This is a genomic window from Delftia sp. WSY_16 (assembly GCF_043104415.1).
Classification (GTDB): domain Bacteria; phylum Pseudomonadota; class Gammaproteobacteria; order Burkholderiales; family Burkholderiaceae_C; genus Comamonas; species Comamonas tsuruhatensis.
Map to the genome: position 1 here is coordinate 120,569 of NZ_JBICKS010000045.1, position 14,317 is coordinate 134,885.

Here is a 14,317-nt window from a genome sequence, read left to right on the forward strand (position 1 = left end):
GGGCGCTGGTGGCGCGCGCCCTGCACCTTGGACAATGCTCCCCATGCTCAAGTGCTCCATCACCCGCAGCGGCGTCACCTACAGCGCGGACTACGAGGCGTTTGGGGAGACGCTGCTGGTGTTTCTTCCTGACGATTCCTCCAGGGAGAATCTGCTTCATGGCCGAGATCCAGAGGCGGCGGCGTTGGAGTGCCTCCTCTTCTACATCCACACGCTGGAGGATGAAGCCAAGCGCGGGGCTGGATGAAGCGCAGTTGGGGCTTCGCCGTTTCTGGGCCTGTTCCAAGCACGGCCTGCAGTTTGTCGTGCCTCAGGAGGGTAGAGAATTCCCCTCTGCCACCAAGGTGCGGATCGCTGCACATTTCTGGCCGGAGCCCCGAACACATGTCACGCAAGTACAAGTCCCTGATGCAGGAGAAAGCTGCATTGGACGCCCAGATCGCTGAGCACTATGGAGCCATGAGGCTCGATGCGATTGATGCAGCACGGGCTCTGGTGAAGCACCACGATCTCAAAGTCGGCGATCTCTTCGCACTGAACACGCCCCCAAACGCACGGTATCGGAATCCCACGACCGGCGAGACCTGGACGGGCCGTGGTCGGACTCCTCGGTGGATCGAGGGCCGAGATCGGAAGCCCTTTGAGGTCTGAACATCAGTCAGCCATGAGTGGGCTTTCCATGCCACCATCGCGCCATGACTCGCACGCCACTCCTTCAGTTCACCAGCGTCCGCACGAGCGTTGTGGGCGGCAAGACGCTCATCGGCCTCAAGCACACGGCCAAGACATCGGCAGGCCTGCCTGTGTCCACGACCTGGATCGATATGCCTCCCGAGGATGTGGAACGACTGATCAAGACGCTGCAGGACACGCTGGCCGAGCTGGGCCGCGAGTAGCCGGGCGTGCCTGCCATGGGCACCTGCTTGGCAAGAAAAAGGCCCGCTGGGCGGACCTGGCTGCCTGTGCGGCAGTGAACCGTCCGGGACATTGATGATGATGGTGCCATCCTTTCTGAGCTGCCTCTGCGGCAGTGAACCCGGCTGAACGCATCACGTTCCAGTCCCGCATATTCTGAGCTGCCTTTGCGGCAGTGAACCGACATCGATCTCATGGTCGTGCAGCAGCAGTTTTCTGAGCTGCCTATGCGGCAGTGAACAGTGGGCCAGTCGCTGTCATAGCACCTGAACTTTTCTGAGCTGCCTATGCGGCAGTGAACAGTGGGCCAGTCGCTGTCATAGCACCTGAACTTTTCTGAGCTGCCTATGCGGCAGAGAACTGCTCGGCTTTGATGAGGTTGTAGTCGACGTATTTCTGAGCTGCCTCCTCGGCAGTGCCCAAAGCGTACCACTCCACGCCCCCGCCCAGGGTTCGCGCGATCCCTTTGGCTGCTGGCGGGGCGCAACTACGATATAACTACGCAGTCGCGCCTGTGGGTGCGTGGATTGAAATTCCCTCATCATCACCATCATCTCTATCGCAATGGTCGCGCTCTTCGCGGGTGCGTGGGTTGAAACAATCGCCAGAGTGGGCAGTTTGAGCAGCAGCCGGGTCGCGCCCCGTTTGGGCGCGTGGGTTGAAACCAAGCTGAATACGAGGGTTCGATTCCCTCTACCCGTCGCGCCCCTCGCGGGCGCGTGGATTGAAACAGGTAGGCTAGTGCGATGTCGCCGGCCGAGCCGTCGTCCGCCTCGCAGGGCGCGTGGATTGAAATTCCTTTTAGATCATGTTTACGTCCCCCAGTGGGAGTAGTCACCTTACTTGAGGTGTAGCGGATGCGGTGGGAATCACTTCTGCTGCACCGTCGTTCGGGCCGCACCTGCGGGTTTTTCTTCGTCTGAGCGTACCCCCTGCAGGGTTCGCTTGCCTCGGTCTCTGTGGCGAGACTGAGGCATGGCAAATGGCTCTTTCTCCTATGAGGAGGCCTTCGGTCCTCCATCCGCCGGCGGCAGCACTGCACAACAGCAGGGCGGCAGCTTCTCCTATGAAGACGCGTTCGGGCTCCCTTCTGCCAAAACCAAGTCCCGCAACCCCCTGGCCGTCCTGAACGACACGGCCATCGAGGCAGCGAACGCGGCAGCCGGCGGTGTCTCGGCGGCGGCCAACTTCGTGAAGCCCGGCAACGATGTCTCGGGCTGGATCGACAAGAACATCATCCAGGCCGGCGAAGCTGCGCAGAGCGATGTGGTCAAGGCCTCGAAGCAGCAGTTCCGCCAGGAGGTGCAGGACGCTGATGGTGTTGGCGGCGAGTTGGCGGCCGTGGGCAAGTACGTGGCGCAGAACCCGCTGCTGGCTGCGGCGCAGGCGGCAGGTTCGTTCGCTGGGCCTGGCCTGGCGGTGAAGGGTGCCGGGCTGGTTGGCCGCGCTGCTGGCCTTGGCGGCAAGGCCGTGGAGATGGCCGGGCGCGCGGGCGGTGTTGCTGCTGGTGCTGCGATGGCTGGTGGTGATGCTGCTGGCACGGCCTACGACCTGGCCAAGCAGGGCGGCGCCACAGAGGACCAAGCTGTTTCTGCGGCGCGCGGTGCCAGCGTGCTGCCGGCTGTGATCGGTGGTGCTGGTGGTGCCTTCGGTGCTGAGCGGCTGCTGGCCGGCGGCAAGGGCTTTGCTGGTGGTGCTGCAGCGCGTGCCCTGAAGACCGGGGCCAGCGAGGCGGCGCAGGAAGGCTTGGAAGAGGGCGTCACCCAGTACGAGGGCCAGCGGGCGGCCATGCCGTTCGACCCGAGCATCGATCCCTCGAAGGGCGTGGCGGCGGCTGCCGGCATGGGCGCGGCCCTGGGCGGCGTCACAGGCGCCGGCACTTCGCTGCTGACCGGCGGTCACTCGCGGGCCCAGCAGCCGCAGCAGGGCGAGCAGCAGGTCCAGGACACGCTGCCCGACGTGCGCAGCTACGCCGCCACCATCGACCAGATGGTCCTGCCCGAGAGCCAGCAGGAATACCGCGACATGCTGGCGCGCGCCACGGATGAGAGCCTGTCCGTGACCGAGCGGGAGGCTGCGGCCAATGCGCTGCACCGAGCCTTCAATCCTGACCTGTACCAGCGCACACGGCCAGAGCCCCTGCAACTGGGCAACCAGCCGCCCGAGCGCCTGATCTCCTTCCCTGATGGCAGTGTCGGCCGCGTGGGCGAGGTGGAGAGCTACCTGGCCAACCTGCCCGAGGACCAGCGGGAGGAAGCCCGGGCCAGGATCATGGGCCAGTCCATCCGCGAGGTGAACGACCCAGCTGCACAGCAGGCCCGCCGCTGGTGGGAGAACTACGGCGACGGCGCGCCCCAGGCGCCAGGCCCCGACTACCTGGCCGAAGTCCAGGCCGCCGTGCGCAGCGGCACGCAGTTCTCCACCCAGCAGACGGTGGACACGGTGCGCGATGCCATGGAAGACGCCTGGCTGGCCGAGAACGTGGGTGCTGATCCTGCTGGTGCGCCAGCCCCTGGTGCTGGGCTGCAGGCGGCCGATGCCATGGGCGTGCAGCTGCAGGGCCAGTTCCAGCAGTCCAGCGAGGATGCCGGTATCGCAGCCGTGGACGCCCGCGTGCGCACGGGCCGCATCTTGTCCGGGCTGCAGAACCTGCTGGATGGCGGGGCCGAGAACAGTGCGCAGGTGCTGGGCGGCCTGAACGAGCGTCTGGCCCGCATCAACGAGCAGCCGCTGGACACCGCCGAGACGCAGCGCGTGCGCCGCATGGTGGACGCCTACATGGGGTTCCGGGGTGTTGGCGAGCCTGCGCCGCTGCCAGCCGACCGTGCGCCAGCCGTCGACCTCTTCGCAGACAACGCCGCCATGGAGGCGCTGATTCCACAGCGCCCGCTGCAGCGCCCGTCCGAGCGCATGGGCATCAACCCTGCAGACGGCCCGCTCTCGCGCGGCGCCGCCATGGCTGTTGATGCCGGCTTCGACGCCACCCAGCAGGCCGCGCTGCACGCCCAGGAGATCGCAAATGCCCAAGGTGCCCAGGCACGAGCTGCCGCCGTGGCCGCCCCAGCAGCCATTCCCTCGACCGGACCCGGAGCCCTGGAAGCCGCTGGGCCTGGCCCCCTGACCCAAACCACAGGAGCGACCTTTGCCCCGCAAGCCGATCAAGCCCAGCAAGCTGGCGCGCAACCTCCGCAAGCAACTGGAGCGCCAGGCGCGCCGGCTGCTGGTGCTGCTGCAGCGCAGGAAGGTCTGACGAATGCCAGCACCACGACTCTCAACAATGGCGCGCAAGGCGGCGCGGCGCCAGGCTCGCAAGGACAAGCGCAGGCAGCAGCGGCCCGCCCGGCCAACTGGCGATCCAGCGCGCTTCCTGCCGGCCGCGTGGCCCGGGGTCTGGGAATAGATCCCAAGGGCAAGAGGCTGGCGCAGATCCTGGCTGAGGTGGATGCCGCTGATGCGGCGCGTGCCGGCCAGCTGCAGGCGCCCGAAAACGAAATGCCCCCCGCAGCTCAAGGGGTGGACGCATCTGCCGGGGCCGCTGGCCCTGACCTGACTTCCATCCGCTCTGCGGGGGGCGCGGACAGTGTAGACCAGGGCACAGCCGCGCAGTTCAGCCGTGGCATGCCCGAGGAACTGGCCCAGGCCATCCGGCGCCTGCGCCCGCCGGTCTATCCGGCCACGAACGCCTCTGTGCGCCAGGCCGTGAACGAGCTGGTCGGCGGCATGGGCATGCTGCCCAACCGCCTGGGCCGCATCGTGGTCACCACCTCGGACGACATCCGCGCCAACTGGGAGCCGCTGATCGGCCCCGTGGCCATGGGCGCAGAGGGTGGCGGCAAGGCCCAGGGCTTCTACGATCCCAACACCAAGACCGTGTTCATCATCTCCGACCACATCGTGGCCGGCGACGAGCTGGGCGTGGTGGCGCACGAGCTGATGCACAAGCACGGACCTGCGGTGCTGGGCGAGGAGGGCTGGAACCAGCTGCATGGCGCCATCGGCGGCTGGGCCAGTGCGCCAGAGGGAAGCCTGGAGCGACAGGTCTACAACGAGGCCGCCGCGCGCGTACGCGATTCCCAGCCGGCCGCTGCAGATGCCCAAGCCTACTCGTCGCAGGAGCTGTTCCCCTACGCCGTGCAGGTTGCCCTGGAGATGGGCGTGCGCCCCAATGCCCTGGCCAAGCCCGGCACGGTGGCGCGCTGGCTGGACCAGGTGCGCAAGGTGCTGCGCCAGGTCTGGGCCAAGATCGCGGGAAGCCGCAGCGACTTCGCCAGCCAGGACCTGGTGAACTTGGCCTTCGGCATCGCGCAGCGGGAGAACCCCGCGTTCGCTGGCGAGCTGGACGGCGCTGCCACCTCCCAGGAGGCATCCAGCCCAGCCGCAGCCCCGGCTGCACCGGCGCCCGCGCCAGCGCCTTTCGCCCAGGGCGTGCAGTTCAGCCGCGCCGCGCCGGCCACGCCCACGGCCAGCGACTACACCGCCGAGCAGGCCCGCGCCGCAGAGCATGCCTTCGGCGTCCAGGTGAAGCAGACCTGGGCCGAGCGTGCGCAGGCCATGCGCCAGAACTTCGGCACGCGGCTGCGCCAGGGCCTGGTCGATCAGTTCGCCCCCATCAAGGAGATCAGCGAGAAGGCCTACATCCTGGCGCGCCTGTCCAAGGGCAGCGACGGTGCTGTGGAGGCGGCGCTGCTCTACGGCAAGCCTTACCTGCGCGACGGCGTGGCCGACGTGGACATCAAGGACGGCGGCTTCGCCAAGGTGCTGGCCAGCCTCAAGGGCGAGCACGACCGATTCTTCCAGTGGGTGGCCGCCCAGCGTGCCCAGCGCCTGAAGGCCGAGGGCAAGGAGAACCTGCTGACCGACCGCGACATCACGGCCCTGCGCTCGCTGGATGCGGGCCGCATGGCCGATGGCACGGCGCGCATGCCGCTGTACGCAGCAGCGCTGCGCGAGCTCAACGCCTTCAATGAAGCCAGCCTGAAGGTGGCGCGGGACTCGGGCCTGATCGACCAGGACGCCTATGACCTGATGAAGGACCAGCCCTATGTGCCGTTCTACCGCCTTATGGAGGAGGAAGGCGGCATGCGCGGCCCGCGCTTCAGCTCCGGGCTGGTGAACCAGCAGGCCTGGAAGAAGCTTAAGGGCGGGACGCAGCAGCTCAACGCCGACCTGCTGCAGAACACGCTCATGAACTGGAGCCACCTGTACGCCGCCGCCGCGCGCAACCGGGCCTCCCTGGAGACCATGGACGCGGCCGAGAAGATGGGCGCTGCCGAGCGCGTGCCGGCGGACACCAAGGGGTCGGTGAAGGTCATGCGCAACGGTGTGGCTGAGCACTGGGCCATCGAGGACCCTCTGCTGGTCGATGCCATCTCGGCCATGAGCTACACGCCACCGGGCATCGTCAAGGCCATGGCGCCGTTCAAGCGCCTGCTCACCTTCGGCGTGACGGTGAACCCCACCTTCAAGATCCGCAACCTGATCCGCGACAGCCTCTCGGCCATCGCCCAGAGCGACCTGAGCTACAACCCGCTGGAGAACGTCGCCAAGGGCTGGAAGGCCACGGACAAGAACAGCCAGACCTACGCCTCCATGCTGGCCAGCGGCGGCATCATCAAGTTCGGCACGCAGGAGAACACCAACCAGCTGCGCGGGCAGATCGAGCGCCTGGGCGGCACCATGCTGGACAAGCAGGGCTTCGACAAGCTCAAGGACCAGATGCGCTCTCTGTGGGAGGTGTACGAGGAATTCGGCGACCGCACCGAGAACGTGAACCGCACGGCGCTGTACGAGCGCCTGCGCGCCAAGGGTCTGAGCCATGCCGAGGCCAGCTTCCAGGCCCGGGACCTGATGGACTTCAGCATGTCCGGCAAATGGGAGACGGTGCGTTTCCTGGCCCAGACCGTGCCTTTCCTGAACGCGCGCCTGCAGGGCCTGTACAAGCTGGGGCGCGCCGCCGGGGAGGATCCGCGCCGCTTCGCTGCCATGGCCGGCGCCGTGTCGCTGGCCAGCCTGGGCCTGCTGGCCGCCTACGCCGATGACGACGACTGGAAGAAGCGCGAGGACTTCGACCGCGACAACTTCTGGTGGTTCAAGATCGGCGACAAGGCCTTCCGCATCCCCAAGCCCTTTGAGGTGGGTGCCATCGGCACGGTGGCCGAGCGCACGGCCGAGCTGATGATGAGCGAGGAGATGACGGGCAAGCGCTTCGGTCAGCGCATCAGCGACATGGTGTTCAACACCTTCGCCATGGACCCGACGCCCCAGGCCATCAAGCCCTTCCTGGACGTATACGCCAACAAGGACAGCTTCAGCGGCCGGGCCATCGAGGGCATGGCCGACGAGCGCCTGCGCCCGCAGGACCGGTACAACGAGCGCACCTCGGAAGTGGCCCGCCTGCTGGGCTCCTGGGGTCTGCCGGATCCGGTGCGCTTGGCCAAGGGCGAGTACTCGGGCCTGAGCCCGAAACAGGTGGACTTCCTGCTTCGCGGGTACTTCGGCTGGTTGGCCACGGTCAGCACCAGTGCGACGGACGCCATCGCGCGTCCCATGCTCGACCGGGGCGAGCGCCCGGCCATGCGCCTGCGCGACACCTTCGTTGCTGGCAACTTCGTCGAGGAGCTGCCCACAGGCTCCAGCCGCTACGTCACCACCATGTACGAGCAGGCCAAGGATGTGGAGCAGGCCTGGGCCAGCTACCAGGCCGCGATCAAGTCTGGCGACGTCGAGCTGGCGCGCAGCATCCAGGAAGAGGAGGGGCCGAAGCTGCGCAACCGCATGGCCATCAACGTCGCCAAGCAGCAGATGGCAGAGCTGGGCCAGCGCGCGAAGAAGATCGACGGGGATCGCTTGCTGTCGGCGGAGGCCAAGCGCGAGCGCCTGAACGAGATCGAGCAGCGCCGCAACGCCATTGCCGAGCGCGTGGCCGGGCTCACGAACTGAGCGTGCCCTGGCGCAGGAACTGCCAGATGAAGCCCACGGCTCCGAGCCCGATGATGATCAGCCAGTAGGTCTCGATCATCGAGCGGCGCTCGGCGGGCGTGGTCAGCTTGAAGAAAAGGATGGCTGCTATGACGAGTAGCCAGAAGATGATGCCGGGCATGCGGGCATCGTAGGCTGGGCGGATCCGAGGCGCAATCCTCGTGCATCGGCATCCTCCCTCCAGGGTTCGCCAATACAGACGCGCACCGGAACACTGCAGGTATTGCATCAGCCAACACCTGCAGGAGCTTCCAATGTCGAACACCAGCTATCCGAAGGGCATGGAGAAGCTTCTCTCCGGCTCCATCAATGCCTCCACCGACACCTTGAAGGCCGCGCTGCTGCCCAGCAGCTACGCCTTCAGCGTGTCGCATGAGTTCGTGAGCCAGCTCGGCTCGATCATCGGCACGGCGCAGACCCTGCTCAACAAGACAATCACCGGCGGCGTGCTGGATGCCGATGATCTGGACTTCGGCGCACTGGCGCCAGGCTCGACCATCGGTTCGGTCGTGATCTTCAAGGACACGGGCAACACTTCCACGTCGCCGGTGCTGTTCTTCCTGGACACGGTGACAGGCCTGCCCATGTCCACCAACGGCGGCGCCGTGACCATCCCCTGGGACAACGGCGTCAAGAAGATCGCGCGCATCGCCCTGCCGATCTACCCGAAGGGCGCCGAGAAGATGTGGGCGGGCTCCATCAACTTCTCTGCCGACGACATCAAGGTGGCGCTGTTGCCCAGCTCCTACGTCTACGACGCTGCCCACGAGTTCCTGCCCGATGTCGGTGCTGTGATCGGCACGGCCCAAGCGCTCACCAGCAGGACCGTGACGGGCGGCTTGTTCGACGCGGCCGATGCCAACTTCGGCGCGCTTGCCAGCGGCTCGACCATTGGCAGCGTGGTGCTCTACAAGGACACGGGCACGGCGGCCACGTCGCCGCTGATCGCGCGCGTGACGGATGTGCTGGGCCTGCCGCTGGCCACCAATGGCGGCGGCCTGGTGGTGCAGTGGTCCAACGGCGCCGCGCGCATCTTCTCGCTGGTGCCGGCGTAAGGAGGCAGGGCCATGGACCTGTTCTCCAACAACGCCGAGACCGTGCTGGCCTCGGCCCTGACCAACGACAGCGGTGATCCGGGGTACGGCACGATCGTGACCACGGGCGCGGGCCTGGACGGCTTTGCCAACCCCAGCGGCACGCGCTCCCTGCGCGCGACCATCACGGACGCCACCATGCCCGGACAGTGGGAGGTGGTGCGGATCCGCCAGATCGACGGCGTGAATCTTGTGGTAGATCGCGGGATCGAGTTGCCATGGGATGCCGGCGGCCCCATGGCTTGGCCTGCTGGCGCCAAGGTCAGCGTGCGGCTCACGGCGGGCATGCTGGAGTCCTTCATGCAGATGCAAGAGTCGGGCTTCTTCGGCCAGGTCCTGAGCGGCGCTGACCGGTTCGCTGCGCTCGGCTATCCCGCTCTCAAGAGCGCATGGCCGCAATTGTTGGCGAACCCCACGTCCGACTGGCATCGCGCGGGCAACGGCCTGCCCATCGTGGGCGGCTCAATGTTCGTGGACCTGGGCACGCCGCCGGCTTGGGCTGCGGGCAACTTCGGCCACGGGGACGTGGTGGTGCCGGGCACACCCGATGGCTGCCAGTACTGGGCCTGCACCAACCAATCGAACGCGGTGTATGCGGATGCGGTGCCGGACTTCCAGGGCATGGGCACGCATGTGCCGCTGGACCCCTCCTATCCGTCCTTGGGCTACTGGGTGCCAGTGCAGATGCCGGTGGACCTGCTGGTGCGGCTGGAGGGCGTGCGCATTGTTGTCGAGGAGGTCGGGTTCATCGCCAGCGTGGTGACGGCCAGCACGCCACCAACGGTCTCCATCGGTTCGGACCTCGGGTTTTCCGATGCGCGGCCAACGCGCTTTGCCAATGCGGTCTCGCTGTCGCAGATCACGGCCGGCGGCGAGTCCCACCGCATCCCCATCGCTGTCGGCGGGCAGTTGTCGGATTCCCTGACCTTCCGAGTCGACACGCCTGCTGCTGGTGGCCGTTTCTCGGGCCGGTTCTACTGGCGCGGGTTCTACGTCGAGGGCTGATCTCATGAGCTACCCGCTCATCAACGGCGCAGCCATCAATGGCGAGGAGGCTGGCGAGGCCACGGTCGGCATTGACCTGGTGACCTTTGGCCAAGCCGTCGCCGTGCCTGCACTGTTGGCAGCCGGCGCGCAGCCGATGGAGCTGGGCACGCCGCGCATCGTGCTACCCCTGCGCCCGCCAGGCCTGGATCTGGTGAGCTCCGGGCAGGCCACGGCGCGCTACAACACGGCCCTGCAGCCGCCGGGCATTGATCTCGTCACAGCGGGGCGAGCTATGGCGGAGATGGTGCTTGAGGCGCAAGGCGCGCAGCCGCTTGAGTTGGGCGCGCCTCGCGTGCGCAATGGCTTGGACGCATCCCTGGGCATCGAAGGGCTGGACCTCGTGCGCACGGACTTCGCAGTCATTGCACTGGAGCAGGTCGCACCCGACCAGGTTGTGCAGGCCCGCAGCGGCCGCCCGCTGGAGATGGGCACGCCGGAGGCTCGGCCCGGCGCAGTGACGGTGCAAGCCGTCAGCGCGCATCCCCTGGCGCTGGGCGCGCCGGGCGCAGGTATCCGGCTGCAGGCCCAGGGCGTTCATGCATTGGAACTCGGCATGCCTGCCGCGGGCATTCGCCTGCAGGCCAGCCCCGCCCGGCCTCTGGAATTGGGCATGCCATCGGTGGCTGTGGCGCTGCAGGTCGAGGGCATTGATCTGGTGCGCGCGGGCGCTGCCAGGATCGAATTGCCAACGGCACAGCTTTTGGCTGCCAGCGCCTATGTCCTGGAGCTGGGCACGCTCGGTCTGCCTTCCATGACTGTTCGCGCTCGTACCGCATTCCCGCTGGAGTTGGGTGCGCCGGCTGTGGCCAGGGAGAACACATGCTGACCTTCGAAAAAATCAGCGGCATCAACAACGTGCTGCCTGAGCACCGCCTGGGCGGCGATGCGCTGCTGGCGGCCGAGAACGTGGACATCGGGCTCACGGGCGAGGTCACACGCCGCGCCGGCATCACCCAGGTATCCGACCTCTGCCACAAGAACCTGCACCAGGCCCGCGGCTTCATGCTCGCCACGGTAGGCGCGCAGCTGACAGCGATCCATCCCGACGGCACGCGCCACGTCATCCACCCATCCCTTGGGCCTGAGCGGGTCTGGTACTGCAACCTGCCGGATGGCCGCACGACCTGGACGAACGGCCTGATCCAAGGTGTGACCGATGGCTTGGCAAACCAGGAGCGCAGCGTGCCCACGCCGGCATCCTTGGGCGCGCCAGACGCGGCCTTCGGGCAGTTGCACCCGGGCCAGTACCGCTACCACCTCAGCCATGTGCGCCTGGCTGACCGGCTCGAAGGGCCAGCCATCAGTTCCGCGCCCGTCGATGTCGCCGATGGCGGCCTGCGGCTGGACGGTTTGCCGGTGCGCGAGGGCTACGCGCTCAACGTGTACCTGTCGGGCCAGGACGGGGAGGGTGCCTATCTGGCCGGCGTTGCCACGGGCAGCAGCTTTGAAGTGGGCGGCCCCAATTCGGCCCTGGTGCTGCCCTGCCGCACGCTAGGCGCTCAGCCGTTCCCCGTGGGCACCATCACCGCCGCGTGGCGTGGGCGCGTGCTTGTCGCCCAGGGCAATGTGCTGTGGGCCAGCCGGCCTATGGCGCCGCAACTTGCCGACTGGCGAGACTGCCGGCCCATGCCCGCGCCGATCACCGGCATCGTCCCCGTGGACGATGGCATCTATGTGGGCACGGCCGAGGATCTGGTGTTTCTGTCGGGGACCACCTTCGACCAACTGGCCTACCTGGAGCGCCAAACTGGGCCTGTCGTGCCGGGATCAGCCGTCGCGGCGCCGGGGCGCTACCTGAAGTTGGGCGATGGTGTGGGCACAGGCCCGGCGATGGTATGCATCGCAGGCGGCGAGATCGTTGCCGGCTTTGCGGGCGGCCAGACAGCCAGCCTTACGGCCAACCGTTTCAAGATGCCTGGGGCCGTGGCCGAAGTCGCAGCCACGTTCCGGGTGGTTGATGACATCCCGCAGTATCTGGCGGTGCCGCAATGAGCATCTGGGACCCGCACACCTATAAGCCCGGCGGCGTGCCCATCGGCGCGGTGGCCCCGCCGGCGCTGCGCGTACACGGCTCGCCGGCCTCGGCCAACCAGCTTGGCATGGCTCAGGCGGCCTTTTACCGCTTCTGCATGATGGCGCGGCTGTCGGTCGTGCCCAATCCAGTGGAGGCCGGTCGGCTGCCCGACGGCACGGCCTATCGCATCGTGCGCATCGGCAACTCGACCACCATGGAGATCTGGCCGGAGGATGCAGCGAACGAGCGCGAGAGCGGGATCGGCATCACCATGGTGGACTTGCTAGGCGATCTTGTGCCGGAGCTCACGCACTCCAACGGGACGAGCCCGCAGCCCTTCATCCTCACGCCGGAAGTAGTTCCTGGCACACGCATCTGTACCGGGCGCTGGCGTGTTCGCAAGGTCAACGGATACAACGGTGGCAAGGCCGTGTTTCAGACACGCCTGCCTGACCTCTACCTCACCGGCGTGGATGGGGTATCCACCTTCTTCCAGTTGCCGCCCCCTCCGAGCTTCGATGCCCTGGGCGGCACCAATATGCGCGCCTATCGCTATGGCACCTACGGGCCTGGATTCAGTGTCTACAGCGTGCGCCGCCCCGTGGCTGAGTTTCGATCCGACGCCGAGCCACTGCCATTTTTCCGCAAGCACTCCAATGGCTCCCTTTGGATCATGCAGGCCGTGGCCAAATTTGCAGGAGGACCGCAGCGCATCGAGTTGTGGGGCCAGCAGTACCGCCCGCCAGGCGGCGCAGTTGGGGAGTTGGTCGCCACGTTGCCCATTCCCGCAGGCCACACCGTCAAATGGGACTCGCTGTCCTCCAGCGCAGACGGCCAACGGTTGCGCGCTGTGTTCATCACGGTATTGGGAAATTTCCTGCTCGTTGATCTGGCAGTTGGCGATGCTAGTCTTTCAATTGTCGCCACTTCAGAGCGCGGCTCTCGCATCGAAGGATGGGAGGAATCCACCAACACCGGCACTGAGCTGGAGCCCAACATCACGGGCACCCGCATGGGCCCTATCTCCTTTGGCAATGCCACCTATGGCTACGACGGCAAGGGGCGGGATTTCGAGGTTCTGCTGGGTGGGGGCGGGAGGCTGGAGCACTGGACATACCGGGAGTCATTTTCGGGCGAAGTCATTGGTGTAGACCCGATCCGGGGGCCGATCACGCTTGAGAATGAGGGCCTGTTCCTGACGGGCGACTACTCGGATCCGGGGGGGCTCATCCGCATCAATGGTCACGACATCACATTCCCCAGCGTGGCGGGGCAAAGCAGTAGCGAATTGCTTGTCACGCGAACCGTCGCAGATGGCGTGACCCTCACATATGAAGCCTCCGGATTCATCCGAGACTGGGCAGAGTCCTGGCAGATGCTGCAGGTGCTGTTTTTCGATCCCACTACAGAGTTGGTGATCCAGGCTCAGAAGATTCAACGCGGCGACTATTCGGCGGTGTATGAATCCGCTCAGACATCTGACGGCAATTGGTATCCACTCGCGGTGCCATCCAGGCTGGAGGGCACGGTCTACACAAATCGTGGGGAGGTGCTCGTGCAGTGCCGGGGCCAGATCGTCGCCAGCATCGATATTTCAGATGCTGATCCCCACTATTTCGCAGTGTCGGCCGCGGTAGACCCCTGGACCGGCGCTGTCTGCGCCAATCTCATGCAGTACACGGCAGAGGACCGCCAGACGGTGCTGCGCAGCTGGATCTTTGTTGCCGACGACACCGGCGCCCGGGAACTGCACACCATCATGAAGATGCCGATGGACCACACGGCGCGCGTGCGCACCGACGAAAGCCTGATTTCCGTATGAACACCCTCGTCTGCAACACCCTGAGCGGCGCAGTTTCCGAGTACACGCGCCACGATTTCCATGCGTTGACGCCGACCCATGGCGGCAGCGCCACGGGCCTATATGCCTTGGCCAGCGGTGATACCGACGATGGCCTACCCATCGTCGCCGAATTGCGGCTGCCAGCCACGCTACGCGAATCGACCCTGAAAAAGCACCTGGAGATGGTCTATCTGTCCATGCGGGGGCGCGGCTGCGCGCAGTTCGCGGTGCTTGGGCCGAACGCGGAGCGCTGGGCCTACAGCTTCCCCCTCGTGGCCTCCGGCCAGACGCGGTGCCAGCCAGGCCGCGGCATCCGCCAGAACTACATGGGCTTCGGCCTGAGCACGCCGGCCGGCCAAACCTTCACATTGGACCGCATTGAAGTCGTGACGGTCTCGTCCAAAACCCGCCGCGTAGGAGCATGAA

At 66.4% G+C, this 14,317-nt stretch carries 11 protein-coding genes; 10 read left to right on the forward strand and 1 reads right to left on the reverse strand.

Annotated features, from left to right (window positions below; all coding sequences use genetic code 11):
• Positions 1-43: 43 nt before the first annotated feature.
• The 4 genes from ACF8O7_RS27335 to ACF8O7_RS27350 all read left to right on the forward strand — a co-directional run bounded on the left by ACF8O7_RS27335 (position 44) and on the right by ACF8O7_RS27350 (position 7,854).
• On the forward strand, positions 44-247 hold the full coding sequence (locus ACF8O7_RS27335; protein WP_392444946.1) for a hypothetical protein: 204 nt from the start codon (positions 44-46) through the stop codon (positions 245-247).
• A gap of 212 nt (positions 248-459) precedes the next feature.
• On the forward strand, positions 460-651 hold the full coding sequence (locus tag ACF8O7_RS27340; RefSeq protein WP_392445115.1) for an H-NS family nucleoid-associated regulatory protein: 192 nt from the start codon (positions 460-462) through the stop codon (positions 649-651).
• 44 nt (positions 652-695) lie between these two features.
• Positions 696-896, forward strand: coding sequence for a hypothetical protein (locus ACF8O7_RS27345; RefSeq protein WP_392444949.1), 201 nt, complete (start codon positions 696-698; stop codon positions 894-896).
• A 994-nt stretch (positions 897-1,890) separates the two neighbouring features.
• Complete coding sequence (locus ACF8O7_RS27350) at positions 1,891-7,854, forward strand: LPD38 domain-containing protein (RefSeq protein ID WP_392444952.1); 5,964 nt, start codon at positions 1,891-1,893, stop codon at positions 7,852-7,854.
• Here ACF8O7_RS27350 and ACF8O7_RS27355 read toward each other — a convergent pair.
• Entirely contained in the window at positions 7,844-8,014 is a 171-nt protein-coding gene (locus ACF8O7_RS27355; protein WP_013802118.1) for a hypothetical protein, read from the reverse strand. The two genes, ACF8O7_RS27350 and ACF8O7_RS27355, sit on opposite strands and share 11 nt — an antisense overlap.
• 133 nt (positions 8,015-8,147) lie before the next feature.
• On the opposite strand from ACF8O7_RS27355, the gene ACF8O7_RS27360 reads away from it, so the two are divergent.
• The 6 genes from ACF8O7_RS27360 to ACF8O7_RS27385 are packed head-to-tail and all read left to right on the forward strand — an operon-like array spanning position 8,148 to position 14,316.
• Positions 8,148-8,948 (forward strand): hypothetical protein, encoded by an 801-nt coding sequence (locus ACF8O7_RS27360; protein WP_392444954.1) that lies wholly within the window; start codon positions 8,148-8,150, stop codon positions 8,946-8,948.
• 12 nt (positions 8,949-8,960) lie between these two features.
• Positions 8,961-9,992: a hypothetical protein gene (locus ACF8O7_RS27365; protein ID WP_392444957.1), complete on the forward strand. Its 1,032-nt coding sequence runs from the start codon at positions 8,961-8,963 to the stop codon at positions 9,990-9,992.
• Between the two features lie 4 nt (positions 9,993-9,996).
• Complete coding sequence (locus ACF8O7_RS27370) at positions 9,997-10,860, forward strand: hypothetical protein (RefSeq protein ID WP_392444960.1); 864 nt, start codon at positions 9,997-9,999, stop codon at positions 10,858-10,860.
• Positions 10,854-12,026, forward strand: a complete 1,173-nt coding sequence (locus tag ACF8O7_RS27375; protein WP_392444962.1) for a hypothetical protein — start codon at positions 10,854-10,856, stop codon at positions 12,024-12,026. Before ACF8O7_RS27370 ends, ACF8O7_RS27375 begins: the two co-directional genes overlap by 7 nt.
• Positions 12,023-13,870, forward strand: a complete 1,848-nt coding sequence (locus tag ACF8O7_RS27380; RefSeq protein ID WP_392444965.1) for a hypothetical protein — start codon at positions 12,023-12,025, stop codon at positions 13,868-13,870. The genes ACF8O7_RS27375 and ACF8O7_RS27380 overlap by 4 nt, the downstream gene beginning before the upstream one ends.
• Positions 13,867-14,316: a hypothetical protein gene (locus ACF8O7_RS27385; protein ID WP_392444968.1), complete on the forward strand. Its 450-nt coding sequence runs from the start codon at positions 13,867-13,869 to the stop codon at positions 14,314-14,316. Before ACF8O7_RS27380 ends, ACF8O7_RS27385 begins: the two co-directional genes overlap by 4 nt.
• Position 14,317 lies beyond the last annotated feature (1 nt).

Excerpts from the sequence above, each read along its gene's own strand:
- ACF8O7_RS27335 (WP_392444946.1), top strand. The coding sequence starts at position 44 with ATGCTCAAGTGCTCCATCACCCGCAGCGGCGTCACCTACAGCGCGGAC.
- ACF8O7_RS27340 (WP_392445115.1), top strand. The coding sequence starts at position 460 with ATGAGGCTCGATGCGATTGATGCAGCACGGGCTCTGGTGAAGCACCAC.
- ACF8O7_RS27345 (WP_392444949.1), top strand. The coding sequence starts at position 696 with ATGACTCGCACGCCACTCCTTCAGTTCACCAGCGTCCGCACGAGCGTT.
- ACF8O7_RS27350 (WP_392444952.1), top strand. The coding sequence starts at position 1,891 with ATGGCAAATGGCTCTTTCTCCTATGAGGAGGCCTTCGGTCCTCCATCC.
- ACF8O7_RS27355 (WP_013802118.1), bottom strand. The coding sequence starts at position 8,014 with ATGCCCGGCATCATCTTCTGGCTACTCGTCATAGCAGCCATCCTTTTC.
- ACF8O7_RS27360 (WP_392444954.1), top strand. The coding sequence starts at position 8,148 with ATGTCGAACACCAGCTATCCGAAGGGCATGGAGAAGCTTCTCTCCGGC.
- ACF8O7_RS27365 (WP_392444957.1), top strand. The coding sequence starts at position 8,961 with ATGGACCTGTTCTCCAACAACGCCGAGACCGTGCTGGCCTCGGCCCTG.
- ACF8O7_RS27370 (WP_392444960.1), top strand. The coding sequence starts at position 9,997 with ATGAGCTACCCGCTCATCAACGGCGCAGCCATCAATGGCGAGGAGGCT.
- ACF8O7_RS27375 (WP_392444962.1), top strand. The coding sequence starts at position 10,854 with ATGCTGACCTTCGAAAAAATCAGCGGCATCAACAACGTGCTGCCTGAG.
- ACF8O7_RS27380 (WP_392444965.1), top strand. The coding sequence starts at position 12,023 with ATGAGCATCTGGGACCCGCACACCTATAAGCCCGGCGGCGTGCCCATC.
- ACF8O7_RS27385 (WP_392444968.1), top strand. The coding sequence starts at position 13,867 with ATGAACACCCTCGTCTGCAACACCCTGAGCGGCGCAGTTTCCGAGTAC.